The 25,823-nt window shown below is 73.2% G+C and carries 22 protein-coding genes; 13 read left to right on the top strand and 9 right to left on the bottom strand.

Annotation, left to right across the window (positions count from 1 at the left end):
* Positions 1-37: 37 nt before the first annotated feature.
* The 3 genes from ACFWIA_RS20140 to sigK all read right to left on the bottom strand — a co-directional run bounded on the left by ACFWIA_RS20140 (position 38) and on the right by sigK (position 2,714).
* A complete protein-coding gene (locus ACFWIA_RS20140) occupies positions 38-628 on the bottom strand; it encodes a DoxX family protein (protein WP_387006939.1) in 591 nt (196 codons plus the stop codon).
* A gap of 746 nt (positions 629-1,374) precedes the next feature.
* On the bottom strand, positions 1,375-2,133 hold the full coding sequence (locus tag ACFWIA_RS20135; protein ID WP_387006936.1) for an anti-sigma factor: 759 nt from the start codon (positions 2,131-2,133) through the stop codon (positions 1,375-1,377).
* On the bottom strand, positions 2,130-2,714 hold the full coding sequence (gene sigK / locus ACFWIA_RS20130; protein WP_387006960.1) for an ECF RNA polymerase sigma factor SigK: 585 nt from the start codon (positions 2,712-2,714) through the stop codon (positions 2,130-2,132). The genes ACFWIA_RS20135 and sigK overlap by 4 nt, the downstream gene beginning before the upstream one ends.
* Before the next feature lie 321 nt (positions 2,715-3,035).
* On the opposite strand from sigK, the gene ACFWIA_RS20125 reads away from it, so the two are divergent.
* The 9 genes from ACFWIA_RS20125 to ACFWIA_RS20085 all read left to right on the top strand — a co-directional run bounded on the left by ACFWIA_RS20125 (position 3,036) and on the right by ACFWIA_RS20085 (position 15,379).
* On the top strand, positions 3,036-4,622 hold the full coding sequence (locus ACFWIA_RS20125; RefSeq protein ID WP_387006933.1) for a molybdopterin-dependent oxidoreductase: 1,587 nt from the start codon (positions 3,036-3,038) through the stop codon (positions 4,620-4,622).
* Between the two features lie 76 nt (positions 4,623-4,698).
* Complete coding sequence (locus ACFWIA_RS20120; protein WP_387006930.1) at positions 4,699-5,352, top strand: fasciclin domain-containing protein; 654 nt, start codon at positions 4,699-4,701, stop codon at positions 5,350-5,352.
* 571 nt (positions 5,353-5,923) lie between these two features.
* Entirely contained in the window at positions 5,924-6,721 is a 798-nt protein-coding gene (locus ACFWIA_RS20115; protein WP_387006927.1) for a phytanoyl-CoA dioxygenase, read from the top strand.
* Between the two features lie 10 nt (positions 6,722-6,731).
* Positions 6,732-7,316: a DUF6309 family protein gene (locus ACFWIA_RS20110; RefSeq protein ID WP_387006924.1), complete on the top strand. Its 585-nt coding sequence runs from the start codon at positions 6,732-6,734 to the stop codon at positions 7,314-7,316.
* Positions 7,313-11,596, top strand: a complete 4,284-nt coding sequence (locus ACFWIA_RS20105; RefSeq protein WP_387006922.1) for an AMP-binding protein — start codon at positions 7,313-7,315, stop codon at positions 11,594-11,596. Before ACFWIA_RS20110 ends, ACFWIA_RS20105 begins: the two co-directional genes overlap by 4 nt.
* Before the next feature lie 63 nt (positions 11,597-11,659).
* Positions 11,660-12,931, top strand: coding sequence for an aspartate aminotransferase family protein (locus ACFWIA_RS20100; RefSeq protein WP_387006919.1), 1,272 nt, complete (start codon positions 11,660-11,662; stop codon positions 12,929-12,931).
* A gap of 40 nt (positions 12,932-12,971) precedes the next feature.
* Positions 12,972-13,847 carry a TauD/TfdA family dioxygenase gene (locus tag ACFWIA_RS20095; RefSeq protein WP_387006916.1) on the top strand — a complete coding sequence of 292 codons (876 nt, stop codon included), beginning with the start codon at positions 12,972-12,974 and terminating at the stop codon, positions 13,845-13,847.
* A complete protein-coding gene (locus ACFWIA_RS20090) occupies positions 13,844-14,611 on the top strand; it encodes an SDR family oxidoreductase (RefSeq protein ID WP_387006914.1) in 768 nt (255 codons plus the stop codon). Before ACFWIA_RS20095 ends, ACFWIA_RS20090 begins: the two co-directional genes overlap by 4 nt.
* Positions 14,612-14,614: 3 nt before the next feature.
* Positions 14,615-15,379: a hypothetical protein gene (locus ACFWIA_RS20085; RefSeq protein WP_387006911.1), complete on the top strand. Its 765-nt coding sequence runs from the start codon at positions 14,615-14,617 to the stop codon at positions 15,377-15,379.
* Between the two features lie 27 nt (positions 15,380-15,406).
* On the opposite strand, the gene ACFWIA_RS20080 is transcribed toward ACFWIA_RS20085, so the two are convergent.
* From ACFWIA_RS20080 to ACFWIA_RS20070, 3 genes are all read right to left on the bottom strand, one after another.
* Positions 15,407-15,679: a hypothetical protein gene (locus ACFWIA_RS20080; RefSeq protein WP_387006909.1), complete on the bottom strand. Its 273-nt coding sequence runs from the start codon at positions 15,677-15,679 to the stop codon at positions 15,407-15,409.
* 72 nt (positions 15,680-15,751) lie between these two features.
* Positions 15,752-16,171, bottom strand: a complete 420-nt coding sequence (locus ACFWIA_RS20075) for a MerR family transcriptional regulator (protein ID WP_387006906.1) — start codon at positions 16,169-16,171, stop codon at positions 15,752-15,754.
* A 23-nt stretch (positions 16,172-16,194) separates the two neighbouring features.
* Positions 16,195-17,205, bottom strand: coding sequence for a zinc-binding dehydrogenase (locus tag ACFWIA_RS20070; RefSeq protein WP_387006903.1), 1,011 nt, complete (start codon positions 17,203-17,205; stop codon positions 16,195-16,197).
* A 264-nt stretch (positions 17,206-17,469) separates the two neighbouring features.
* On the opposite strand from ACFWIA_RS20070, the gene ACFWIA_RS20065 reads away from it, so the two are divergent.
* Entirely contained in the window at positions 17,470-18,276 is an 807-nt protein-coding gene (locus tag ACFWIA_RS20065) for an SDR family NAD(P)-dependent oxidoreductase (RefSeq protein WP_387006900.1), read from the top strand.
* Between the two features lie 140 nt (positions 18,277-18,416).
* On the opposite strand, the gene ACFWIA_RS20060 is transcribed toward ACFWIA_RS20065, so the two are convergent.
* Positions 18,417-19,184: a phosphotransferase gene (locus tag ACFWIA_RS20060; RefSeq protein ID WP_387006897.1), complete on the bottom strand. Its 768-nt coding sequence runs from the start codon at positions 19,182-19,184 to the stop codon at positions 18,417-18,419.
* A 109-nt stretch (positions 19,185-19,293) separates the two neighbouring features.
* Between ACFWIA_RS20060 and ACFWIA_RS20055 the strand changes: the two genes are divergently transcribed.
* The gene (locus ACFWIA_RS20055) at positions 19,294-19,740 is read left to right on the top strand and encodes a hypothetical protein (protein ID WP_387006894.1); all 447 of its coding nucleotides are present in this window, start codon (positions 19,294-19,296) and stop codon (positions 19,738-19,740) included.
* Between the two features lie 37 nt (positions 19,741-19,777).
* Here ACFWIA_RS20055 and ACFWIA_RS20050 read toward each other — a convergent pair whose 3' ends face one another.
* On the bottom strand, positions 19,778-20,926 hold the full coding sequence (locus ACFWIA_RS20050) for an abortive phage infection protein (RefSeq protein WP_387006891.1): 1,149 nt from the start codon (positions 20,924-20,926) through the stop codon (positions 19,778-19,780).
* A gap of 422 nt (positions 20,927-21,348) precedes the next feature.
* On the opposite strand from ACFWIA_RS20050, the gene ACFWIA_RS20045 reads away from it, so the two are divergent.
* The gene (locus ACFWIA_RS20045) at positions 21,349-21,600 is read left to right on the top strand and encodes a DUF4190 domain-containing protein (protein WP_387006888.1); all 252 of its coding nucleotides are present in this window, start codon (positions 21,349-21,351) and stop codon (positions 21,598-21,600) included.
* On the opposite strand, the gene ACFWIA_RS20040 is transcribed toward ACFWIA_RS20045, so the two are convergent.
* Positions 21,570-22,340, bottom strand: a complete 771-nt coding sequence (locus ACFWIA_RS20040; protein WP_387006886.1) for a YqjF family protein — start codon at positions 22,338-22,340, stop codon at positions 21,570-21,572. The two genes, ACFWIA_RS20045 and ACFWIA_RS20040, sit on opposite strands and share 31 nt — an antisense overlap.
* 507 nt (positions 22,341-22,847) lie before the next feature.
* On the opposite strand from ACFWIA_RS20040, the gene ACFWIA_RS20035 reads away from it, so the two are divergent.
* Entirely contained in the window at positions 22,848-25,823 is a 2,976-nt protein-coding gene (locus ACFWIA_RS20035; protein WP_387006883.1) for an aminotransferase, read from the top strand.

The raw sequence follows: 25,823 nt of genomic DNA, 5'->3' as shown, positions 1-25,823 counted from the left end.
CGCGCGGCCCCGGGATGCGGGGCCGCGCGGACGCGCCTCAGCGGTCGGTGAGTCCGTGGGCCATCCGCACCCGGTAGGCGGTGCGACGGTTCCACTCGTCGGCCGCGACGATGAGACAGGCGGCGACCAGGACGACGTTCTTGAGGATGTACTGACCCTCCATCGTCGGGATCGGCAGGCCGTCCCGCCACATCTCGTCGTGCAGGAGGAAGAGCGCCGAGAAGACCCCGGCCATGTGCCCGAAGAACACGACGAGCGTCAGGCGGAGCAGCAGCCCCGTGACGAGCCCGATCCCGATCGCCGTCTCCAGCAGGGCGAGCAGCGGGACGATGAAGTCCTGGGGGAGGAGCCCGAAGGTCAGTTTGGTGGTGGCTCTGACGGCGACCCCTTCCGCCGGGCTGGTGTTGGGGAAGAGTTTGAGGACGCCGAACCACAGGAAGACCACGCCCACGGAGATCCGGAGCAGTAAAGGTCCGCGGACCGTGATCCGCACGGCCATGTTGTCGGCGGCGCTGCTGAGTGGGCGGCGCGGGGCCCGCGGACGCACATGGGCCCCCGTGGTGCGCCGGGTGAGCACCCGCTGTCCCGAAGCGGAGACGCGGCTCTCGCTGGTGTTTCCTACCGTCATTGCGAACTCTCCTGCCCATCGGTGTGTGGAAGGTGGCGCCGCCCGTCCGGTACGGACGGTGGAAGGGGTCGCCGCCGGACGCCGCACCACGGGTGCTCCTCAGGAACCCGCGCCGGACCCGCTGGCTCACGGCGGCAGGGGGCCGGCGCGGACGCGGGGGCGGGGGTGTGGTGGGAACGTCGTGGTGACGGGTACGACCCGGGGCGGCCCCGGGCAGCGGCGACGGCCGCGGCGGTCAGCGCGTGTTCACGCCCGAGCGCGCCGGCCGGACTCGCTGAGTTCGGCCGTTGGTGGAGAGGGGGACGAGACGTCCGGGGGTGCCGACCGTTCGGGGCGGCGTGTCCGCGACCAGGAGAGGGATGAGGTCCGCACAGGCGGCGGCCGTCCTCTGGGTACCCGGCATGGCAACTCCTTTGCGTGGGGGGCGCACGTCACCGCTCAGGTCACGCCGGAGCGTGGCACGGTGACGGTGCGGGTGGGCCTGACGGCAGTCCGGTGGTGGGGGACCAGCTGCCGACGGTCATGAGGCGCACCCGCGCACATGCTTGGTCTAGACCATACTCCTTGACGGTTTCCGGTCAAGAGGGAACACCACGTCAGGTCCCATTTCCGCCGCGCCGTTGAGGAGATCCCGCCGGTGCGGCGGCCGAGCCGCACGCCCCCTCGGCCCGGCCCCTTCGGCCCGCCCCCGCAACCGTCCGCCCCCGGCACGGTCGGGCGCCGGGGGCGGAGGGCCGAGGGGCGGTTCAGACGGGCAGCGACAACAGCAACAGGGGCGGGGTGGTGGGCCGGGGCGAGCCACCGGCGGGTTCGAGGGTGAGGCCGAGCGCACGGGCGTCACCGGTGGCGCCCTCGACGAGCACGGTGCCGTCGCGGTCGATGAACCCGGCCGGTCGCATCACGCCGTCACGGTTCAGCCAGAGTTGATAGGTCCGGCCGGTCCCCGCGGCGGGCAGACCGGCGGCGGTGAAGAAGGCCCTGTCCTGTCGGGGCGACACGGCGACCAGGGCGTGCGCGCCGTTGCTGGCCCGTCCCCGGACCGTCCGCGTGTCGGGAGCGGCGAGCACCACGCTGAGGTCATGGAGCTGCCGGCGGGCCTGCTCGGCGCGTTGCGCGGCCCGCTCCCCCTCCCGGTGCTGCTGGACGGCGAGGCCGGCGAGCGCGGCGGCGACGGCCAGCGAGGCGGCGACCACCAGCCGCGGGAGCCGGCGGCCGGCCCCGGCACGCAGCCGCGCCGGGACGGTGCCGGAGACCTGCGGGGGCAGTTGGCGCACGCCGTCCACCGCACGCAGCACTTGCTGCTTCATCGAGGCGGGCGGGGCCTGCGCCGCGGCCGAGGCGAGCCGGGCGGCGGTCGCCGCGAACTCCGCGGTCTCCCGCCGGCACGCCGCACAGTGCGCCAGGTGCGCCGTGAAGGCTTCCCGCTCGTCGGCGTCCAGGGCGTCGAGCGCATGCGCGGCGGTGAGTGCGTGCGGGTCGGGCGTGCTCTCGTGTTGCTGTTTCATGCGGTCACCCCCATGCAGTCGCGCAGCCGGACCAGTCCGTCGCGCATGCGTGTCTTGACGGTCGGAAGAGGCGTGCGAAGCGTCTGCGCCACCTCGCGGTAGGTCAGACCACGGTAGTAGGCCAGGGTGACGGACTCGCGTTGGAGTTCGGTGAGCCCGTTCAGACACCGGCGGACCTGTTCGCTCTCCAACCGGGTCTCGACCTGTTCCACCACCTCGTCGAAGGGGGACTGGTGCTCGCGGGCGGCCCGGGCCTGCTCACGGTCGTTGGCGGCCTGCGCGGCGCGGACCCGGTCCACCGCCCTGCGGTGCGCGATCGTCGCCGCCCAGGTGGTCACGCTGCCGGCGGCGGATCGATAGCGGGCGGCCTGCCGCCACAGGTCGATCATGACCTCCTGGGTGACCTCCTCCGACTGGGCCCGGTCCCGCACCACCTTGAGCACGATGCCGAAGACCAGTGGCGCGAGCGCGTCGTACAGACCCGAGAACGCCTGGCGGTCACCGCGGGCGACCTCCGCCATCAGCTCGGCCAGGTCGGCGCGCGAGGTGCCGCCGGTGCCGAGCGGCACGGGACGGCTCACCGCCCGGACCCCCGTTGCGGGGACCGGGGCGAGCAAGGGCCGGCGGGGGTCGATCGGTTCGGGGGAGTCCATCGCATGGGAGTCCTTCGGCGTCGCGGTGGCGGCCGCCCTGGGCACGCGCGGTGCGGAGCAGCTCATGGGGTGTTCGTAGCGGAGGTGCCCGCGGACGGGTGGCACATTCCGGCCGCTCTGCGGCGCGGTCGGGCACCGCACCCCGGGGAGCGCGCCCCAACGATCGACCGGCGCAGCAACCGCCGTCAACGCGAGCGCGGTCGTCAATCGATCGAAGGACGGAGCAATCCGTCGGCCCCCCGGGGCCGAATGCCGGACGTGAGCAACTTCCGCGTACGTCCCGCCCGGTTCGCCGCCGGAGCCCTCGCCGGCCTGCTGGCCGGCTGCACCGCGCTGGCGGTGGGGGAGCTGACCGCTGCCCTGGTGCGGCCCGAGGCCGGTCCGGTGACCGTGGTCGGCGGTGCCGCGATCGACCTGACGCCCGCGCCGGTGAAGGACTTCGCGATCCGCGCGTTCGGCGAGGACGACAAGCTCGTCCTGCAACTCGGCATCCTCCTGGTGCTGGCCCTGACCGCCGTCGCCCTGGGCGCCACGGCCGTGCGGCACCCGCGCACGGCCGCCTTCGGCGTCCTGCTGTTCGGGGCGGTCGGCGCACTGGCCGCGCTCACCCGGCCGGACGTGCGCGGCCCCACCGACGCCCTGCCCTCGCTGGTGGGAGCCCTCGCGGGCATCGCTGTGCTCCGCCTCCTGAGCACCCGGGCCGCCCGAGCCCTTCCACCACCGGGCAGCCGGGGCGCGAAGGACGGCCCCGGCCGCCGCGGATTCCTCGCCGTCGCCGCCGCCACGGCGATCGCTGCCACCGGGACCGGAGCCCTGGCGCGCGCCCTGGCCTCGCGGCGCGGCCGGCGCGCCGCCGCCTCCCGCAACGCGGTCCGACTGCCCGCCGCCGCGTCCCCCGCGCCGGCGATCCCGCGCACCGCACGGCTCGCCGTCCCCGGCATCACCCCCTTCATCACCCCGAACAAGGACTTCTACCGCGTCGACACCGCCCTCAGGGTGCCCAAGGTCGACGTCCGCGACTGGCGGCTGCGCATCCACGGCAGGGGCGTCACCCGCGCCCGCACCCACACCTACGCCGACCTCCTCGCCCGCCCCCTCATCGAACGCGACATCACCCTGACCTGCGTGTCCAACGAGGTCGGCGGCCCGTACGCCGGCACCGCCCGCTGGCTCGGCGTTCCGCTCGCGGCACTCCTCGACGAGGCCGGAGCCGTTGTGCCCTCCCGGGGCGGCGGCGCCGACCAGCTCGTGGCCCGTTCCGTGGACGGAATGACCTTCGGGGCGCCCGTCGAGGACGTCATGGACGGCCGGGACGCCATGCTGGCACTCGGCATGAACGGCGAACCCCTGCCCTTCACCCACGGATTCCCGGTCCGCATGCTCGTGCCCGGCCTCTACGGCTACGTCTCGGCCTGCAAGTGGATCACCGACATCGAGCTGACCACCTTCGCCGCCTACGACCCCTACTGGGTCCGACGCAACTGGGCCAGACGCGCCCCGATCAAGACGCAGGCGCGGATCGACGCCCCCAGGCCCTTCGCCCGTCTCGACGCCGGCACCGTCACGGTCGCCGGGGTGGCCTGGGCCCAGCGCCGGGGCGTCGCCCGCGTCGAGGTCCGCGTCGACGCGGGCCCCTGGCAGGACGCCGACCTCGCCGCCGAGGCGACCACCGACACCTGGCGTCCGTGGACCTACCGCTGGCGGGCGGTCCCCGGCGGACGCACCCTCACCGTCCGTGCCACCGACGGCACCGGAGCCGTCCAGACCGAACGACGCACCCGCACCGTCCCCGACGGCGCCAGCGGCTGGCACCACGTGTTCACCACCGTCAGCTGACCACCACCCTCCCGTGCGCACCGCACCGGACCGTCCCCGCCGCACCCCTCGGGTGCGCGAACCCCAAGGAGAACCCATGAGCAGCACCCGCACGTTCCGCCGCACCGCGATCGCCCTGGTCGCCGCGACCGTCCTCCCCCTCTCGCTGGCCGCCTGTTCCTCCGAGGACACCGGGAACGACAGCGCCCCGGCCGCGTCCGACGCCCCGGCCGGCCAGCAGTCCGCTGCCGCCGGCGACGGCGCAGGCGCGGACGCCGACCAGCCGTTCGGCGCGGCCTGCACCGGAGTGCCCCAGGACGGCGCCGGTTCCTTCGACGGCATGGCCAAGGACCCGGTCGCCACCGCGGCCTCCCACAACCCGGCCCTGTCCACCCTGGTCGCCGCCGTCAAGCAGGCCGGGCTGGTCGACACCCTCAACAACGCCGAGGACATCACCGTCTTCGCCCCCACCAACGAGGCGTTCGCCAAGATCCCCCGGGCCGACCTCGACAAGGTGCTCGCGGACAAGGCCACCCTCACCAAGATCCTCACCTACCACGTCGTGGGCCAGGAGCTGACCCCCGGGGAGCTGCGGAAGGGCTCTTTCCAGACCCTCCAGAAGGGCGAGGTCACCACCAGCGGCTCCGGAACCTCCTACCGGGCCAACGGCACGGCCAACGTGGTCTGCGGCAACGTCAGGACGGCCAACGCCCGCGTCTACCTCATCGACACGGTCCTCATGCCCAAGTAGCGCCCGCACGGTCACGCCGCCCGACCGCACGGCGGCACCCCCTCGTCACCGGTTCCCGACCGAGCAGCGCACCCCTCCTGCCGCTCCGTCACCTGCAACGACGCCGGGCGCCGGCCACCCCCATGCGGTGGCCGGCGCCCCGCCGCGTTCCCCCGCCCCGACGGGCGGGTGCCGCACCGGGCCACGCCCCCGCCTCCCTGCGCCCCGACCCGGCACCGGCCCACCCCGTGCAGCAGCACGCGCCCCACCCCTGGTGAGGCCGGGACCCACGAGGTCAGTGGGGGGCGAGTCGACTCATGGCCGGTGTTGAACGGCACGGCGGCGGGAAGGCGCCGGTCGGTGGATCGTGGTCTTGTCGCGAACGAGAACGGCGGGCCATACTCCCAACCGCAGACTACCTTGCGTGATCAATGGCTGGCTCTTCGTGGCGATCGCGCCTCGGTCGCGGCGCTCACGGATGGCGACGCCGCCCGAAGTCTGGATGACCTCATGTGCCAGCTCGAACCCGTTGCTGCTCGATGTGTTCCGTTCGGCTGCGCGTCGCGTCGTTCGAAAGGGGTGGAAAGGTACGGTGCCGCCGTCTTCCGGAGGGTGTGAAGCCCTCGATGCCGCGCAACGACGTCAGTTCTCCGAAGCCGGGTACCTCGTACTGCCCGGGCTGCTCCCGGAATCGCTCCGGACCAGACTCGTCCCCGAAGTCGACCGCTGGGTGGACGAGGGCCTGCGCGCCCGATCGATAGCCTCCTGCACCGACCCCGTCACCAACGGACCGCCGCCGCTCCTCGAACTGGAGCTGACGGCGCACGGCGAACTCCTCACCCACGTGCCGCTGTTACGGACCCTGTCCCGCCTCATGGGGCCGTCGTTCGTCTTCCACCACCTGCACAGCGACCGGCAGGCCCCGGACATCGGCGGCAAGTCCTGGCACCACGACTGCGAGCCCAACGACCGGTCCGACACCTCGCTTCTGATGGTGCACGCACTCCACTACCTCGGCGGACTCGACGAAGGGGTCGGCAGCCTCGCGGTCCTGCCCGGCTCGCACCGCCGCCTGGTGGGCAAGGCCGCCCTCGCCCACCACGGCACCGCCGAACTCACCGGCGAGGTGGTCATCGACCGACTGCCGCCCGGCACCACCGTGCTGCTCAACTCGGCCCTGTTCCACACCCGTAGACCCGCTCCGGACGGCCCGGGCAGAGCCCGCTACTTCATCGACGCGTCCTACTGCCAGGTCGGGGCGCGATGGCGGCCGGTGAAGCCCCACTGGCGGCAGATGCTCGCCCGGGCCCGCGAACTGGGCCTGGCCGACGGCCAGTGGCCGGAGCTGTTCGCCGAGCGACACTTCACCGAGTACACCAGAGCCGTTTGAGGAGCATCGCTTGGACATCGTCACCCCCGTCACCTTCGCCGAGGTCCTCGCCGCCTATCTGCGGGACCACCCGGTGGAGCGCACGCACGAGGCGAACAGCAACCCGGAAGGCGTCGAGAGCCTGGAACGCGCCGATCAGCTCAAGGGCGGCTGGTGGCACGTACGGCTCTCGCGCGCCGACGTGCTCGGCGTCGTCCTGCCCTGGCACCTCAGTGAGGGCGGCGCCCGCGAACTGGTGCCGCGGACCGGACTGACCGTCGCCGAAGCGGCGGGCCGCATCCGGTCCGACGGACCCCCCTGGTACCGCGCCAACCCGGTCTGCGCGGCGAAGCTCGCCCTGCTGGAGTGGGCACCGTTCACCCCCGTCTTCCTCAGCACCAGCCCGATGGACCACTCCGACTACTCCGACCTCCTGGTCCGGGAAGGACTGATCCACATCGACGGCCTGCACCGCATGATCTCGTGGGAGCTGGTCGGACGGTTGCCCGAGGGAGCGGAACTGGACGCGTTCGTCTCGGGCACCCTCCCCGACGCCCCGCCGACCGACCCGCGACAGCAGCGCCCCCGGGCCGGGACGGAGGACGAGCAGGCGTGACCTCAGCGCTGCGACAGACGGGGTCGACTCGGTCCACCGGTTCGCTGCCCGAGCTGCTGTCGTCCGTCGCGGGGGCCCACCCACACCGCCCGGCCCTCACCGACGGCACCCGCGCCTTCGACTACGCGACGTTGGACGCCGTGGCGGACCGCGTCGCGACCCGGTTGGCCGAGCACGGCATCGGTCCGCGCGACCGGGTGGCCCTCGTCGGGCCCAGGGACGCCCGGATGCTCGCCCTGCTCCACGGAGTCCTCCGATCGGGAGCCGCGGCCGTGCTGGCCGACCCGGAGTGGTCCGCCCCCGACCTGGGCCGGCGCCTCGACACCGCTCGGGTCCGTCGCGTGCTCACCACCGACGCACCGCCCCCCGGTGCGCACCCCTGCCCGACGGAGCGGATCGACATCGACGGATGGGCCGCCGCCGGACCCGCCGGCCCGCCGGCACCCCGGGCCCCCGGCGCGGCCACCGACCTGGCCTACCTCTCCTTCACCTCGGGCTCGGGCGGACAGCCGAAGGCCGTGGCCGTCACCCACGCCAACGCGGTCCACTACGCACGGGCGTTGGCGCACCGCCTGGGCTACACCGCCACCGACCCCCCGCGGATCGCGCACGTCACCACGCTCGCCGCCGACCTGGGCCACACGGCCTGGCTGCTCGCCCTCGCGGTCGGGGGCTCCGCACACGTCGTCTCCGACCGGGAGGTCCGCGACCCGGCCGCCTTCTGGACGGCGCTGCACCACGCCGGAGCGGGCGCGCTGAAGACGACGCCCTCGCACCTCGCCGCGCTGCTGGAGTGCCGGCCGCCCACCAGCCCGCCGCTGCACACGGTGCTCCTGGGCGGTGAGCCGCTGTCCCGCTCGTTCGCCGCCACCCTGCTGGACACGGGCGTCACCGCCCGCGTGGTCAACCACTACGGCCCCACCGAGACCACCGTCGGCGCCACCTGCTTCGTCGCCTCGACGGCCCGCCAACTCCCCGCCGAAGAGGCGACCGTCCCCATCGGAACGGGCATCGGCGACGTCACCTTGCGGATCGTGGACGGCGAGGGACGGCCGACCGTCGACGGCACCGTCGGGGAACTGCACATCGCCGGGAAGGGCGTCAGCGCCGGCTACTACGGGCGCCCCGCCGAGACCGCACGGAGCTTCGCCCACCTCGACGGGCGGACGACGTACCGCACCGGAGACCTCTGTCGTCGCCGCCCGGACGGGAACCTCGTCTTCGTCGGCCGCTCGGACCGACAGGTCAAGGTCCGCGGCTTCCGGGTCGACCTCGCCGAAGTCGAGCGCGTCATGCAGGAGTTCACCGGCGTCACCCAGTCCGCCGTGCTGCTGCGCGACACCGGGGTCGGCCACCAACTCGTCGCCGCGGTCCGTCTGGTCGCCGGTGCCGGCGCTGACGCGGCGATCGAGGAGCTCGGCTCCCACCTGCACGACCGGCTGCCCGGCTACTCCGTCCCGCAGCCGATCGTGGCCCTGCCGGAGTTCCCGATCGGCCCCAACGGCAAGCTGGACCGCACGCGTCTGGGCGCCCTGCTGACCGGAGCCGTCGAAGCCCGGGCCGGCCGGGCGGCACCGGGACGGGGCGCGCCCCTGAACCGCCGACTCGACGGGCTCGCCCGGGCCATCACCGACTTCTGGGCCGGCGCACTGGGCCTGCCCACGGTCGGGCAGCACGCCGACGTGCTCGACCTGGGCGGCGACTCGATCCTCGTCATGCGCACCATCGCCTTCCTGCGCAGGACCGGACTGCACGTGGCGTACGAGGACTTCTACCGTCATCCGACCGCGGCCGAACTGGCCTCGACCGCCGTCCCGCTGCGTACGGACGCCCCGGGGAACGCCGTCGCCCGGGCCGACGGCGGAGGCCGGACCCTCGCCCCCGCCCAGCGCTGGCTGTTCGGGCAGTCGGTCGAGGACCCCAGGCACTGGAACCAGTCGGTGGTCCTCCGATGCCGGCTGCCCGTCGATCCCCCGGCCCTCTCGGCGGCCCTCACGGCCGTCCTGGAGCGGCACCCGGCACTGCGGCGGCCGATCACCGCGGACGGCTACGGCGCGGCCCGGCCGGCACGGGAGGTGGAGGCGCTGTCCTTCTCCCGGTTGCACCCGGGAGCGGGCCCGCTCGCACGGACCGTCGAGGGCGTCTGCACCGAACTCCACCGCAGCCTCGACCCCGCCGCGGGCCGACTGGTCCGCGCCCACCTGTTCTCGGGCCCGCCCGGCACCGACGACCGACTCGCCCTGATCGTCCACCACCTGGTCGTCGACGGCCTGTCCTGGCGCATCCTGTTGGACGACCTCGCACACGCCTACCGGGCGGCCCTCGACGACGAACCGGTCGACCTCCCGCCGGCCACGGACTTCTACCGGTGGGCCGAACGGACGCCACCGGCCCCCGCCCCTTCCACCCCCATGCTTCCGGCACCCGTCCCCGCGCCGATGCCCGTCCCCGAGCCGGCCGCCGGTACGGAACCGGCCGCCCTCGCCTGGACGCTCGGTGAACGCGGCACGGCCCGTCTGATCGAACGGTACGGGGCGGGACCCGACCTCGAAGCGTTCCTGCTCGCCGCGTTCGCCGACGCCGCGCTCGGGACGGGCCGCCCCCGGCTCGCGGTCGAAGTCGAGACGCACGGTCGGGACGGCGCGGGGGACACCGGCGACTACCTGGACACGGTCGGCTGGTTCACCGCGGTCAAACGGATCGTGGTCGAACCGCCCGATCCCCCTGCCCCCTCCGCCGGCGCCACCGCAACGGGGCCCGCGGCGCCGCACGCCCGGGCGCGGACCGTCGGACGCCGACTGCGGGACCTACCGGTCCTCCCGATGGACGTGGCGGGCCCCCGCCCCGAAACGGGGTTCAACTTCCTGGGGACCTTCCGGCTGCCCGACGCACCGGCACTGGACTGGACCGTCGCCGACGAACAGGCCGGAGCAGCCAGGTGCCCCGGGGGAGACCCGCTCTACGCCCTGCGCCTGACCGCCCGCGTGGTCGAGGACCGACTGGTGGCCGACCTGGTCTACGCGTCCCCCCGAACCAGCCGCTCGACCGCGGAACGCATCGCCGGTGCCTTCGCCCGGACCGTGGCGACCGAGACCGGGACCGCGGTGGTCCCGCCCGCCCCGACGCGGCTCTCGACCTCCGGCCAACTGCTCTACCCCGGCCCCCGGGCATCGATGCCCGCACCGGGCCGTGTGACGGTCAACGAACCCGCCCGGGTCCTGCTCACCGGCGCCACCGGCTATCTGGGCGGCCATCTGCTCACCGCCTTCACCGGCCGCGGCGCCCGGGTCGTCTGCCTGGTGCGCGCCGAGGACGACGCCGCCGCGGTCCGGCGGCTCGGCGTGCGGGACGACCGGGTGGAGGTCGTCGCCGGGGACATCGACCGGGAGGGGCTGGGCCTCACCCCGGGCGCACTCGACCGTGCCCGCACGGCCCGGATCATCGTGCACGCCGCCGCCGACGTCCGCCTGGTCGCCTCACCCGTCGAGTTGGCACGCACCAACCACACGGCCGTACGGCGGCTCCTCGGCTGGATCGACGCGCACACGCCCGCGGCCCGGTTCCACCACGTGTCGACGCTCGCCGTCTCGGGCGGTGTCCACGGGCCCGCCCGACGGTTCAGCGAGGCCGACCTGTGGATCGGCCAGCACTTCCGGACCCCTTACGAACGCACCAAGTTCGACGCGGAGGAGACCGTCCGGGCCTGGGCGGCGACCGGCCGACCGTGCTTCGTCCACCGCAGCGGACACATCGCGGCGCACAGCCGCAGCGGCGCCTTCCAACCCAACATCGGGGACAACCGGATCTACCAACTCATCCGCGGCTACCTGCTCGCCGGCGCCGCACCGCGCCGACCGCGGACCGCCTTCGCGTTCTCCCACGTCGACACGGTGGCCGCCGGGATCGCGGCGATCGCGCTGAACCCGCTGTCGGCGCCCGGCACCTATCACGTCGAGACGCCGCACGAGACGCCGCACGACGAACTCGTCGGGTGGCTCGCCGCCCACGGCCACCCGATCGCCCTCACCGACGACGCGACGTTCACCGCGGCCCTCACCCGGGCCGGCCGCAGCGATCCGGCCGCGGCCGGCCTGACCGCGGCCTGGTCCTCGCAGGAGGAGCGCAACGTCACCGTCGACACCTCCTACACCACGTCCGTACTGGACCGGCTGGGCGTCCGGTTCACCCCCGCCACCCCGCAGTGGTGGTCGGCCGCGCTGCGCTGGGCGTCCGACGTCGGGTTCCTCCCGCCCGCCGGGCCGGTCGACCGCACCGCCTGACCCGGGCCGCCGCACGGCCGCCCACGCGCACCCCGCCCCACCGACGCACAGAAGGCAGGCCCCGTGTCCCAGCTGTCCCCGGTGCTCAAACAAGCCACGTCCGTCGTCGCCACCCGGGGCGAGGGCGTCCACCTCTTCGACGCCGAAGGCCGCCGCTACCTCGACTTCACCGCGGGCGTCGGCGTGACCAGTACCGGACACTGCCACCCGCGGGTCGTGGAGGCGGTACGGGAACAGGCGGGCCGGCTGATCCACGGCCAGTACACCACCGTGCTGCACGACCCCCTGCTCCAGCTCACCGAACGGCTCGGCGAGGTCCTGCCCCCCGGCCTCGACTCACTGTTCTTCGCCACCGCGGGCACCGAGGCGGTGGAGGCGGCCCTCCGGCTCGCCCGGCACGCCACCGGCCGACAGAACGTGATCGTGTTCGAGGGCTCGTTCCACGGCCGCACCATGGGGGCCGCGGCGCTCACCACCGCCGGCACCCGCTTCCGCGCCGGCATCGGGCCCGTGATGCCCGGCGTCGCCGTCGCACCGTACCCGTCCGCGTTCCGCCTCGGTCTGGACGAAGCGGAAGCGGTCGACCACGCCCTGCGCGGACTCGACCGGGTCCTCGCCACGGTCAGCGCCCCCGCCGACACCGCCGCGATGTTCATCGAGCCGGTGCTGGGCGAGGGCGGCTACGTGCCCGCCCCGGCCGGTTTCCTGGCCGCCCTGCGCGAGCGCGCCGACCGCCACGGCATCCTGCTGGTCGTCGACGAGATCCAGACCGGTTGCGGACGCACCGGTAGGTTCTGGGCCCACCAGCACCACGGAACGGTCGTCCCGGACGTCCTGATCACCGCCAAGGGCTTGGCCAGCGGCTTCCCCCTGTCCGCGATCGCCGCGCCGACCGAGCTGATGCGGCGCGCCTGGCCGGGGTCCCAGGGCGGAACCTACGGCGGCAACCCGGTGGCGTGCGCCGCCGCGCTGGCGACGCTCGACGTCATCCGCGACGAACGACTGGTGGAGAACGCGGCCGGGCAGGGGGCCCGGCTGCTCGACGGGGTGCGGACGGTGGCCACCGGGGTCCCCGCCCTCGCGGACGTCCGCGGCCTGGGACTGATGGTGGGCAACGAGTTCCGCCACCCGGACGGCTCCCCGGACCCGGACACCGCCCGGTACGCCCAACAGGCCGCCGCCGAGTCGGGCCTGCTCCTGCTGACCTGCGGCATCGACCTCAACGTGGTGAGGATGGTCCCGGCGCTGGTGGTCTCCGCCGAGCAGATCGACGAGGCACTGGCCCTGTGGTCGAAGGCCGTGGACCTGGCGACCGCCCGGACGAACCCTCAGTAGGCCCCGAAGAGCGCGCCCGACGACGAGAGGAAGTGGGCACGTGACGCGCGATGACACCGTGTCGGAGATCGGCTGGAGCAGCACGGAACTGGCGCACCGGAGCGCGCTGTGGTCGCAGCCGCTCGACCCGGACGAACGACGGCTGCTCTGGGCGGACGCCCGGGCCGGCCGCTGGGGCCGCGCGACGCCGGTCCGTAGCCGCCTACGCGACTTCGTGCGGCGCAGCACCGGTGCCGTCGGCATCGCCCACGTCAGCGGGTTGGCGGACCCCACGACGCCGGAGGACGACCTGGTGCCGGCCCTGTCGTTCCTGCTGCGGGACCTCGGCGAGATCGTCGCCCAGAACGCGGAGGGCGACCTCAGCCGGGTGCTCCGGGACCAGGACGGCGACGGCGCCACCGAGTTGGGATTCCACTGCGACACCTGCGACCTGCTCGTCCTGCTCTGTCTGCGACCCGCGGCACGGGGCGGTGGACTCACCAAACTGGCGAGCGCGCGTCATGTGCGGGACATCATCCAGCGGGAGCGACCCGATGTGCTCGTCACGCTCGGCGAGGACTGGACCTTCGACCGCACCGGTCGGGCCGGGCCCCAGGTCATCGTCTCCCCGATCCTGTTCACCCAACAGGACGGCACCGTCGGCTGCTACTACCAGACCCGTACGGTGCGGTCGTCGCCCGAGCGGGGCGGCCCGCCGCTGACGGCCCGTCAGTGGGAGGCCCTCGACGTCCTCGACGAGGTCCTGTACCGGCCCGAGATCGCCTTCGGGCTGCCGATGGCCGCGGGCGACCTGCTGATCATCCGTAACAGCCGGGTCCTGCACGGACGTTCCCCGTACGTCGACGAACCCGGCCCACGGGCCCGGCGGATGCTCAGGATCTGGATGAACACGGGGACGAACACGGAGGACGCATGACCACCAGCACACCGGTCGACGGCCGGATCGCCCTGGTGACCGGCGGCGGCAGCGGACTCGGCAGGGCCAGCGCGTTGGCACTGCTCGACGCCGGCTGGTCCGTCGTCGTCGCCGGCCGGCGCAAGGAAGCCCTGGAAGAGACCCTCACCCTGGCGGCCACGGATCCCTCGCGGACGCTGGCCGTCCCCACCGACATCAGGAACCCCGACGAGGTCGCCGCACTGTTCGAGACCGCTCGCCGCCGGTTCGGCCGGGTGGACCTGCTGTTCAACAACGCGGGCGCCGCAGCCCCGCGGCGGCCGATCACGGACACCCCGTTCGAGGACTGGAACCGGGTGATGGACACCATCGTCACCGGGGGGTTCCTCTGCGCACGCGAGGCGTTCCGGGTGATGAGCACCCAGTCCCCGGCGGGGGGACGCATCATCAACAACGGGGCGCCGTCCGCCCACGTGCCACGACCGAACTCCGTGGCCTACACCGCCGCCAAGCACGCCGTCCTCGGGCTGACCCGGGTCCTGTCCCTGGACGGCCGGCGGCACGGCATCGCCTGCGGACAGATCGACGTCGGCAACGTCGCCCCGTTGGACGGCGGTCCGCAGCCGGCCGCGCTCCAGGCGGACGGCACGACGGCGGTCGAGGCCGTCATCCCGGTGGAACGCTTCACCGAGGCGGTGCTGCTCATGGCGTCCATGCCGCTGGACACCAACATCCAGTCGCTGACCGTCCTGCCGACCACCATGCCGTTCGTGGGGCGTGGGTGAACCGTGCTGGTCAGTGCCCGCTCCTTCGACGAGTACCGTGCGATGTTCACGCTCACCGATCACGACCTCACCCTGCGCATCCTCGACTGCCCCGGCGGGGCCGCGGGCTTCGTCGCCGAAGCCGGACGACGCGGGGTCGACGCCCGGGCCGTCGACCCCGAGTACGCGCACGACCGACGCAGACTCGGCGAACTGGCCCTGCGGGAGGTCCAGTACAAGCACACCGCCCTGGTGGCCGAGGCGTCGAAGTACGTGTGGACCTGGTTCGGCGACCCCGAGCGGTACACCACGATCCGGACCGGGGCGGCCCGTGCCTTCCTCACCGACGTCACCGCCCGGCCGGACCGCTACACCGCAGGCGCGCTGCCCCGACTCCCCTTCCCCCGGGGCTCGTTCGACCTGGTCCTCAGCTCCCATCTGCTGTTCTCCTACGGCGCCCGCCTCGACGAGGCGTTCCACCTCGGCGCACTGCTCGACCTGGCCCGGGTGGCCCGGTGGGAGGTGCGCCTGTTCCCGGTGCTGCTGCACACCAGTGACCTCCGGTACGGTGCCCTGGACCGCCTGCGGGGGGAGCTGGCGGACCGGGGCGTCCCGAGCCGACTGGAGAGGGTCGCCTACGAGTTCCAGCCGGGCGGCGACGAGATGCTGGTCCTGTCGTGCCCGGACTACCGACCGCCGCCGGGGCCCACGTCGACCACCGAAGACCTCGTCGTCGGCGCGGCCGATCCGGTGCGTTGGCGTCACCGGGAGGCGACCCCCGCCAGGTGACCCCGGTCCCGTCACGGTTCCGCCCCCTCAGCCGAAGGACTTCCGGAACGTCTCTTCGAAGGCGGCCCGCACGGTGCCCTCCACGCTCTCCCACCGCAGGCCGCGCTCCTCGGCCGCACCCTCTAGTTCCTCCTTGACCTCGTCCCAATGCCACGCGTACCAGAAGCCGACGTCATGGGCGACGGCTTCCCAACCCCCCGATTCCCGATACGCGAAGTCACCGGCCCGCCCTTCCGCTTCTTCCCGTGCCTCGCTCACCAGCTCTGCTACGGCCGCCGCCGCGGCGCTCGAATCGCCCACCGGGTGTCCTCCCCTGACTCCACGCTGATTCCACAGGTCGCGTGTTCTTCCGTGGAAGCTAGCAGGAGGCGATCAGCGGGACGCCCGCGACGACGTGCTGCCCGTGGCGGGCCGTTCCGCGAAGAGGTCACCGAAGCGGTCGGTGAGTTGCGCGGCGAGCCGGGTCCGCACCAGGGAGAGCTGCTCGATGCGCCGGTCCAGCTCCCGCAGCCGCTGAAGGCTCACCTCCGCGACCGCGCAGTGGCCGGGCTCCCCGTCCGCGGCCCCGTCGTCGGCGGCGCGATCCAGGAGATGGGCGAAACTCCGCACATCGGCGACGGTCAGGCCCGCACGGAGCAGTTCACCGATGGCGCGCAACTGCTCCAGGTGCGCCGACGTGTAGACCCGGTGGCCGGAGGAGGTGCGCCCCGGGCGGAGCAAACCCTGCTGCTCGTAGTGGCGCAATGCCCGAGGGGTGAGCCCCGTGGCGTGTGCCGCCTCGCCGATGCGCATGTCGTCTCCTCCAGGTAGCGCCGTCAGAGCTCGATCAGTACCGCACCGACGCAGCGCCCGTCGAGGAGATCGCGCAGTGCCTGCGGGGCACGCTCGATTCCGTGCACCAACGTGTGCGGGACGGTGAGGGAGCCGTCGCGCAGCCCCCGGCCGAACTCCTCGGCCCACTGCGGGAGCGCGTCGAGGTGAGCGAAGCCCGGGACCCCGCGCAGAGTGATCCCCCGGTTCAGCAGCGTGGCCGTCTCGACCCCGGTCGTGGCGGTGCCCGTCAACTGGCTGGCGAGGCTCCCGACCAGCGCGATCCGCGCACCCTGCCGGGCATGGGCCAGCGCGGCCCGCAACTGGTCCCCGCCGACCACGTCGACGACGGCGTCCAGCCCGTCCGGCGCGACCGAGCGCAGTTGCGCATCGAGGGGACCCGCCGAACGGACCACGGCCGCGTCGTAGCCGAGCCTGCCGGTCAACACGTCGGCCTTCTCCCGGGTGCTCGTGCTGCCGATCACCTTGGTCGCGCCGCGCAGCCGGGCGAACTGGCCGGCCATGGAGCCGACTCCGCCCGCGCCACCGGTGACGAGGACGGTGTCCCCGGGGCGGACCTCCGCGCCGCGCACCACCCCGAGCCACGCCACGAAGCCCTGGGAGAGGTGGGCGGCGGGATCGGGGAGCACCTCCAGGTCCAACGGGTGCAGCCCGTCCGCTCCCACCACCGCGTACTCCCGCCATCCCGCACCGTGCTCGACCAGGTCCCCGGGGGCCGGCGAACCGGACGGAGCGGTGATCACCTCGCCGACGGCCGGCCCGGACAGGACGGCACCCGGGGCGTAGCCGGGCATGGGGAGGTCGCCGTCGCCTTCCATCAGGGTGCGCATCACCGCGGTGACGCTCATCAGCCGGTTGCGCACCAGTGCTTGTCCCGGCCCGGGCACGGGGAGCGGCGCTTCCACCAACCGGAAGTGGTCGGCGGTGAGCGGGCCATCGGGTCGGCCGACCAGATGGACCTCACGATGGGTGGCGGGGAGCGGGGCCTCGTTCACGATGGTCTCTTCTCGACACGGGGACGGCGAGCCGCGGATGCGGTCGCGACGACGACGCTAGGACTTGACCCACGCGTCAAGGGCAAGTCGCCGCCGTAGTGGCGTCCCGCCGAGACGGGGCCTTGAACGCGATGTCGGAATCGCGCCAGTACGACCCGGGGGGACGGACCAGCATGTTCCTCGAACCCGTTCGGAACACTGCGAGCCCTGGAAGGGCCCCGGTGCCGAACGGGAAGAACCCCTGGTGTCAAGAGAAGGACAATCATGGATCTGCAGCTTCTGGACCGGGTCGCCCTCGTTACCGGCGCGTCCAAGGGCATCGGGCTGGCCGTCACCCGTTCCCTGCGGGAAGAGGGCGCCAAGGTGGTGGCGGTCTCCCGCCGGACGACGCCGGACCTGGAGGACCTCCGGGGCGCCGGCTTCCTCCACGTGCCGGCCGACCTGATGGACCCGGACGCACCGGGTCGGGTCGTGGAGCGCGCGATCGAGCACTTCGGCGTGCTCGACGTCCTGGTGAACAACGCGGGCGGCCCGCCGCCCGGCATCACCATGCCGCGCTCCGGGTTCCTCGGCGGTGACGACGCCGAGTGGCGGGCCATCTTCGAGTTCAACCTGTTCTCGGCCGTGCGCATGACCCGGGCCGCGATCCCCCGGATGATCGAGCGCGGCGGTGGCTCCATCATCAACGTGTCCACCGGTCTGGCCCGCCAGCCCGCGAGCGTCAACATCGAGTACGGAGCCGCCAAGGCCGGGCTTTCCAATCTCACCAAGGCACTGTCGGAGGAGTTCGGGCCCCAGGGCATCCGGGTCAACACGGTCTCCCCGGGGGCGGTGCGCACCGCGTGGTGGACCGAGAAGGGGGGAGCCGCGGACGTCATCGCCGCCATGGCCGGCGCGGATCGGGACACCGTCCTGGAGACCTTGGCGCCGCAGATGATGGGCCAGGTGACGGGCCGTCTGATCGATCCGCAGGAGGTCGCCGACACCATCCTGCTCCTGGCCTCACCGCGATCGGCCAGCACGGTCGGCGCCGACTTCGCCGTCGACGCCGGGTTCCACAAGAGCTTCTGACACGGGGCCGTTCGGCTGCCCGCACCTCGCAGGACGGCACGTCCTCCCGGGAACGGCGCAGGGGCGGGCGGCCCGTGAGGTGCGGTCCGCTCCCGCCCTGCCGAAGCGCGGCGGTCACCCGCCCGGCGCCCGGGGACCACTCACCCTTCACCAGCGGCGAAGGTGACCTCGATCCACTGGGCATCCGTCAGGTAGCGGCGGTCGTGCCCCTCCGCCACGTGTCGGCTGAACGCCGGGTGACCCGCTGCGGCCTGCTGTCGCATCCATGCGACGAGTGCCCTCAGCCGTTGTGCCGCCGTGACGGGCAGTCGGGCCCGTTCCGCGCGGGACAGGCCGTAGGCGTCGGCGAACAGGGCGAGGCGGCGCCGCGCCTGGGGGAGCGGCAGGGCGTGCTCCACCTCGTCGGGAGCGTACAGCGGAACGAAGCGGTAGGCCGTGTAGGCGGCGTCCCACAGCCGGGGTCCCGGATGAGCCGTGTCGAAGTCGATGAAGGCCACCGGAAGTTGGTTCCGGAACACCGTGTTGTACGTGGCCGCGTCACCGTGGCAGATCACCTCCGCCGGCTCGCGCGGGGGCAGCTGCCAGACGTCGCCCCGCTCCCGGACGAAGCCGACGGACGCGTCGTGGAGTCCGCGTAGCAGGCGTCCCGCGGCCGTCAGCGACGCATCGCTGCGCACCTCGGGCGCGGCGAAGTCGTGCCCGACCCCTCCGGGCAGGTACTCGACCAGTTCCTCGCCCCCGTCCCCGCTGAACCCGTACGGACGGGGCGCGCCGGCGAAGCCCGCGTCACGCAGCTGGGCGAGCAGACGCTGGACCGTGGCGCTCCAGGGACCCGCCGGGCGCCGAACCAGGCCGCCTTCCCGGACGACCCGATTCACACCGCCGAGGAGGACCTCTCGCTCTTCCATCGAGCAAGGCTAGCGAGGGGCACCTCCGTCGGCAGCCGCATTACCGGGGGCTGCCGGGGGAGCGCCCCGTGGCGCGGCGTTGTCAGTCCCCGGTGCGAGGATCTCCCGCATGGTGACCTGCACGTACTTCTCCGCCTCCGACGACGAGTCGGCCCTCGGCGTCCTCGACGGGTTCGGTGGCCCGGACAGCACGACGTTCGACGTGGTGTCCCTGAAGGGCATCGACCCGGTCGTGGTGATCGCCCAGTTGGAAGCGGTCCTGACCGCTTGCACGTACGAGGAGGCGCGCCAGCGCCCCCGCTCCGGGCAACTGCTCTCCTCTCCCGAGGCCGAGGACGCCTTCGTCGTCAGCGTCTCCGGCACCTTGCAGGAAGCACTGGCCTCGGCGACGCCCCCCTCCCTGAGTGAGGCTGCCGGGCCGTGGTGCGCATCGGACGAGCTCCAGGACCTCGGGACCACCCCCGAGGAGGCCACCGAGGTACTGGAACGCCTTGCGGGTCTGGCCGGCCGCGCACGCGCGACGAGTTCGCGCCTCTACTGCTGGTGGGCTCTGTGACCGGAGGCCCGTCCCGTCCGGGCGACGGGCGGGAGGATCAGCGCCCGCGCGCCGCGCGGTTGTGCCGTGCGACCGCGAAGAAGGCACGTTTGGGTTCCCAGTGGTACGGGGACGCGGGGTCTTCGTGGTCGCGCCTGATCACCTTCACCACGGAGAACGACGCCATGTCCAGGTCGTACCGGGGACGGGGGGAGTGCGGGCTGTCCCGGGCGATGAAGCCGTAGAGCCACGCCCCGTGGAACCCTTCCCGTTCGAAGACCCCGAGCATGTTCGCGATGTGCTCGGCCTGTTCCCGCTCGTCCCGCTGGAGGTCCCCCTTCACCTCGGGCACCGGCTTGTCCCAGTCCACCACCGACCAGCCGTCGCCGCCCCGTTCGGCTGCTCCGCGGAAGGTGCAGCAGCCGAACTCCAGGATCGTGACGGGCTTGTTCCAGCGCCGGAAGGGGGCGAGCTCCCTGCTGTGATCACGAGGGTCGCGGTGGAACGCGTAGTAGTTCACCCCCACGATGTCGAAGAGGCTCCAGTCGATCTGCTCCAAGCCGGCGGCGGCGCCGTAGGTGATGCGGCCGTGGAAGTGCGTGCGGGCCACGGCGACGGCCTCGCGGACGAAGTCGTTCAGCCGCCGCACGATGGCGGGGTAGTCGAACTGCCCCTCGATCAGGTGCTGCATGCGGTCGAAGAAGGTCGCCCCCGGCACGATTCCCGGAGCGAAGAGGATGTACTCACAGCCCACGGCGAGGACCACCTCGGGCTGGTGCGAGGTCCGCAGTCGTTCCGCCAGCCGGGCCGTACGGGCCAGATGAGCGAGGATTTCCGCCTGCGGATGGTCGAACAACCTGGGCTGGAGCGTCACCTGGAGTCCCCGACGGAGCGCCTCGCGCGAACTCAGCTCAAGCCGGTCGAGATCCGATCCGCAGACCATGACCGCGTTGCAGTGGAGTCCGCGGTCGATCGCCCGCAGGTCGGTCCGCATCAGGGAAGCCGTCCACACCTCGGGAGGCAGGTGGCCCGGTCCGTGGGAGGTGCCGGTGTCGTAGACGACGCCCCGGTACGTGAGCCCCCGCCCGGCGCGTCCGGGCGGGACCCGACCGCCCGCGGCGGTCGCCGCCCCGGGCGCGACCGCCGACCCGGCCACGGTGAGCAGGCCGAGTGTGGCCGCCCGTCGGAGGAAGGCAGCGCGATGCATCGTGCGTGGCTGTGTCACAGCGTCTCCCGGCTGTAGGTCCCGCCCTTGTCTCTGTCCCCCAGCGTGGTCCGTACGGGGCGGCGGGATCATCCCTCCTGAGTCCCCGCACGGCTGACCTAAGTCGCTCGTGCGGAGCGTCCGGTCAGCCTTCCGTCGATCCTCCTGGGGTCCTTCGCCTGCCCGCGCGGGCCGACCCCGCCCGCGCCGGGGCGCGCCAACCGCAGACGGCCAAAGTCTTCCCCGGGATCACCGGCGGCGGACGGCGGCTGTTCGACGACGACCTGCCGGCTTCGCGCTGGACGCTGATCCACCAGGAGGTCGGCGAACGGGGAGAGATCGCCTGTCGGTGGCATGCGGTGGCCGGTGCGGGGTACCCGCACAACCGGAAGCAAGCACCGCAGATCGATGACAGGAGTCAGATCGTGCACGCCTCCAAGAGCCTTTCAGCCCTTCGCGCACCGTCCTTCGCTCCGGCGCTCGCCCTGGTCAGCGTCGTCTCCGGAGTCCTCGGATTCCTCACCCTGAGCCTGCTGTTCGGCCCGCTGGCCGTCCTCACCGGCTACCTCGCCCTGACCCAGGACGGCAACTCCGGTACGGCCCTGGCGAGGACGGGCATCGTCCTCGGCGTCACGGTCCTCGTCCTCTACGCCGTCCTGCTGGCGGCCCGGCCCTGACGGCACGGTCGGCCGAGACGGACGGGGACCCCCGGTGAGTACAGGACGCTGACTGGCTCGCCCCGCAGCGGGGGCAGTCCGGCAGCCGCTGTCAGCCCTTGCCGGCATGCGACGAGGTCCGCGCGGTACAACGGCCAGCGCGGGTGGTCGTTGGGCAGGTAGGCGACCCCGGTGGGGAAGGCGTTGTGCATGCCCCACCGGGCGGTCAGGAAGTGCTCCAGTTCCGTCGGCTCCTCGACGCGCTCGCCCTTCCGTATCGTGAGGTGTCCGGTGATGCCGCGGGGGCCGGGCCAGCGCCGGCGGCTGGTGTAGGCGAGGGTGTCGCCCGCGGAGCGCACGGACATGCGGGACCACACGTACGGGAGCCGGAACCCCGCCCGCCCCATGATCACCGGTACCAGCCGGGAGGCGTCCATCGAGCGGAACACCACACCGCGCCGCCCGTCGGCATCGACGGAGTACAGGCGCACGTTGGTCTCCGGGAAGGCGCCGAAGTAGGGGATTCCGGGGAGCCGGAACCAGCCGACCCGGTGCATCCGGAAGGCGATCAGGCCGACGTACGTCGTCCCGTCGAGGGTGTCGGGCACCGTTCCGGCCGGCAGCAGCCCTGCCACCAGCTCCGGTTCCACGGCCCAGTGGACGAAGGCGAGGTCCAACCACCACTGGGTGAGCAGCGGACTCGATATCGCCACGGGGGCGTCCGGGGTGACGGGGTCCGGGAGGCGCTGTGCGGTGGGCATGGCCTCAGCATTACAGACCGATCGGAACCCGCGGGGACGGCGATGCCGTGAGCCCGTTCCGAGGAGACGGGCCAACGGGACCTCATCCGCTGCGGGTTGGCGGGCCTCCCGGTCGTTTCCGCGTAGAGCAGGGTCAGCGTCCTCGTCCGGGTACGGGCGCTCACGGAGCTTCGGTCCCGCCCGGGTGAACGGGTCGCCAGCAGGGGCCGCCGTACCGGGCCGAGCACCACCGCAGAGCCACTGCTCCTGTACACGGAGCGCGTTCGCGTCCATCGCCGCTGGTGAGGGGGCGGACGGCGGAACTCCCCGCGCAGGGACACGCGGTGGACCCGCGAGGCGCGCGCGGCACGATCGGATGTCCGTTCGTCGGATTCCTGTCAGATGCGTTGACAGGTTCCGCGGGCCCTCCCTATCTTCACCTTCACTCGTGCCGGATCGTTCCGGCAGTCCATGCGGCACCGCCGCCCGCACCTCGGGCGGTCCTCGGATGCCACTGATCGGAGTGCTATGGCCATCCCGTCCGCAGACTGGTTGACACCGCCGATGGTCGCCGTCGGCGCGGAGACCCTGACCGTCGTGCTGGAGGAGAGGTTCGGGGTGCGCGGCACGCTCCAGGACCTGGGCAGTCAGCAGGACCTGAACCACCGGGTGCGGACCGAAGGCGGCGGCGACCACGTCCTGAAGATCGCCAACCCGGCCACCCCGCCCGCCGCCCTGGACCGTCAGGTCCGGGCGGTCGAGGCGCTCACCGCCGCGGCACCGGACCTCCGGCTGCCCCGGGCCCGCCCCGGCACCGACGGCGCGTTCGTCCAACGGATCACCGTGAACGGCGTCGACCTGTGCGCCCGACTGCTCGACCACGTACCCGGCGAGCCGATCATGGACAGTCGCTACCTCGCCCCCGAGGTGGTCGCCCGCCTCGGTGAACTGTCCGGACGGGTCGCCGCCGGACTCGCCGCGGTCGACGTACCGGAGCAGGACGACGCCCGGCTGTGGGACCTGCGCAACGGGCTGGCCGTGGTGGAGGCGCTCGCCCCGCAGCTGACCGACCGCGCGGAAGCCACCCGGGTGCTCGCCGCCGCCCGAGCGGCCCACGCACACCTCGCACCGCTCGCCCCTCGGCTCCCCGTCCAGACCATCCACGGTGACGTCACCGACAACAACGTGGTCTGCGAGACGGGTCCTCAGGGCCGCGCACGGCCCGTCGGAGTGATCGACTTCGGTGACCTCGGACCCGGTTGGGGCGTCGCCGAACTCGCCGTGACCTGTGCCTCGGTCCTTCACCACCACGGTTGCGGGCCGGCGTCCGTGGTGCCCGCCGTACGCGCCTTCCACGCCGTGCGTCCGCTGGGGGTCGACGAGATCGACGCGCTGTGGCCGCTGATCGTGCTGCGCTGTGCCGTGCTGGTGGCCAGCGGCCGGTTCGACGCGCTCCAGGATCCCGACAACGCCTATGCCGCCGCAGCGCTCGACCGCGAGTGGGCGATGCTGGAGGCGGCCCTGTCCGTGCCCACCGAGGTGATGGGCGCCCGACTCCGTGCGGCGACCGGCCACCCGCAGCAGCCGGGTCCGCCCATCGCACAGCACCCGCTGCTGGTCGAACCGGGCGGCTCCGTCACTTTTCTGGACCTGTCCGTCCTCAGTGACGACCTGCACGGCGGCGCCTGGCTGGCCCCGGACGCGGAGGCCACGTCGGCGGCGCGGGCGTTCGCCGAAGGAGCGGCGGTGGTGCTCACCCGGCACGGCGAACACCGGATCACCCGGTCCCGTACCGAGGACCCGGCGGCGGCCACCCTGGCGCTCGGCGTGGAACTGCGCACGGCCGGGCCGGTGACCCTGACCGCGCCGTGGGCCGGAACCCTGGTCCACCACGGGCCGCACGGGGTGACCCTGACGGCGGACGGTTGGCACCTCGTCATCGACGACGTCGACGGAGGCGGTGGCGGGGGCGGTGGGGGCCGGGGACGCGCCGTGGCCGTCCGGGCCGGGGACCCGATCGGGACGTTCACCCCCCGCGACGGCGGTCCGGCGGCCCATGTCCTGCTCACCCGGCTCGCGGACGACGCACCGCCCCGGTTCGCCGCCCCGGGCCTTGCTCCCGGCTGGCTCGCGTCGTGTCCGGACCCCACCGACCTGATCCTCCCGGCCGGTTCGACCGCACCGGCCCCGACCTCGTCCACGGGCGACGACGCCGGCATCTCGCCCGCCGCACTGCTGGCCCGCCGTGACCGTTCCTTCGCTGCGGTGCAGGAGCACTACTACGGGGCGCCGCCCCGGGTGGAGCGCGGCTGGCGGGAGTACCTCCTCGACACCGAGGGCCGCTGCTACCTGGACGTGCTCAACAACGTGACCGTCCTCGGTCACGGCCACCCCCGGCTCGCTGCGGCCGTGCACCGACAGTGGCAGCGCCTCAACACCAACTCCCGGTTCCACTACGCCGCCGTGGTGGAGCTGTCGGAACGCCTCGCGGAACTCCTCCCGGCCCCGCTCGACCAGGTCTTCCTGGTCAACAGCGGCTCCGAAGCCGTGGACCTCGCGCTCCGGCTGGCCTGGGCGGCCACCGGACGGCAGGACACCGTCGCGATCGGCGAGGCGTACCACGGCTGGACCTACGCCAGCGACGCCGTGTCCACCTCGACCGCCGACAACCCCGGTGCGCTCGCCTCCCGCCCCGACTGGGTGCACGCCCTCCCCGCGCCCAACGCCTACCGGGGCGTCCACCGGGGAACCGGGGCCGGGCGGTACGCGCCGGAGGCCGTCGCGGCGATCGAGGCACTGACCGCGTCCGGACGCCCCCCGGGGGCGTTCATCTGCGAGCCCTACTACGGGAACGCCGGCGGAATGGCCCTGCCCGAGGGCTATCTGGAGCAGGTGTACGCGGCGGTCCGTGCAGCCGGCGGGCTGTGCGTCGCCGACGAGGTCCAGGTGGGCTACGGACGGCTCGGTCACCACTTCTGGGGCTTCGACCAGCAGGGCGTCGTACCGGACATCGTCACCGTCGCCAAGGCGATGGGCAACGGTCATCCGCTGGGCGCGGTCATCACCACCCGTGAGATCGCCGCGGCCTACCGGACCCAGGGGTACTTCTTCTCCTCCGCGGGCGGCAGCCCGGTGAGTTCGGTCGTCGGACTCACCGTCCTGGACGTGCTCCGGGACGAGAAGCTCCAGGACAACGCCCGCACCGTCGGCGACCGGCTGCGCGCCGGACTCCAGGAGCTGGCGGAGCGCCACCCGCTGATCGGCGCCGTGCACGGCAGCGGGCTCTACCTCGGCGTGGAGTTCGTCCGGGACCGCAGCACCCGCGAACCCGCGACCGAGGAGACGGCCGCGATCTGCGAGCGGCTCCGCGAACTGGGCGTGATCGTCCAGCCCACCTCGGACCGACAGTGCGTCCTCAAGATCAAACCCCCGCTGTGCCTGACCCCCGACAGCGCGGACCGGTTCGTGTCCGCGCTGGACGACACCCTGACCCACGGATGGTGA

It is taken from the genome of Streptomyces sp. NPDC127068 (assembly GCF_042724695.1).
In the GTDB taxonomy this organism is placed as follows: Bacteria; Actinomycetota; Actinomycetes; order Streptomycetales; family Streptomycetaceae; genus Streptomyces.
The sequence above is the reverse complement of the archived record's forward strand: the minus strand, read 5'-3'. Positions and strand labels throughout refer to the sequence as shown.

Coding starts and splice junctions, on each gene's coding strand:
- ACFWIA_RS20140 (WP_387006939.1), bottom strand. CDS start 628: ATGACGGTAGGAAACACCAGCGAGAGCCGCGTCTCCGCTTCGGGACAG.
- ACFWIA_RS20135 (WP_387006936.1), bottom strand. CDS start 2,133: ATGAAACAGCAACACGAGAGCACGCCCGACCCGCACGCACTCACCGCC.
- ACFWIA_RS20125 (WP_387006933.1), top strand. CDS start 3,036: ATGCCGGACGTGAGCAACTTCCGCGTACGTCCCGCCCGGTTCGCCGCC.
- ACFWIA_RS20120 (WP_387006930.1), top strand. CDS start 4,699: ATGAGCAGCACCCGCACGTTCCGCCGCACCGCGATCGCCCTGGTCGCC.
- ACFWIA_RS20090 (WP_387006914.1), top strand. CDS start 13,844: ATGACCACCAGCACACCGGTCGACGGCCGGATCGCCCTGGTGACCGGC.
- ACFWIA_RS20075 (WP_387006906.1), bottom strand. CDS start 16,171: ATGCGCATCGGCGAGGCGGCACACGCCACGGGGCTCACCCCTCGGGCA.
- ACFWIA_RS20065 (WP_387006900.1), top strand. CDS start 17,470: ATGGATCTGCAGCTTCTGGACCGGGTCGCCCTCGTTACCGGCGCGTCC.
- ACFWIA_RS20060 (WP_387006897.1), bottom strand. CDS start 19,184: ATGGAAGAGCGAGAGGTCCTCCTCGGCGGTGTGAATCGGGTCGTCCGG.
- ACFWIA_RS20055 (WP_387006894.1), top strand. CDS start 19,294: ATGGTGACCTGCACGTACTTCTCCGCCTCCGACGACGAGTCGGCCCTC.
- ACFWIA_RS20050 (WP_387006891.1), bottom strand. CDS start 20,926: ATGCATCGCGCTGCCTTCCTCCGACGGGCGGCCACACTCGGCCTGCTC.
- ACFWIA_RS20040 (WP_387006886.1), bottom strand. CDS start 22,340: ATGCCCACCGCACAGCGCCTCCCGGACCCCGTCACCCCGGACGCCCCC.
- ACFWIA_RS20035 (WP_387006883.1), top strand. CDS start 22,848: ATGGCCATCCCGTCCGCAGACTGGTTGACACCGCCGATGGTCGCCGTC.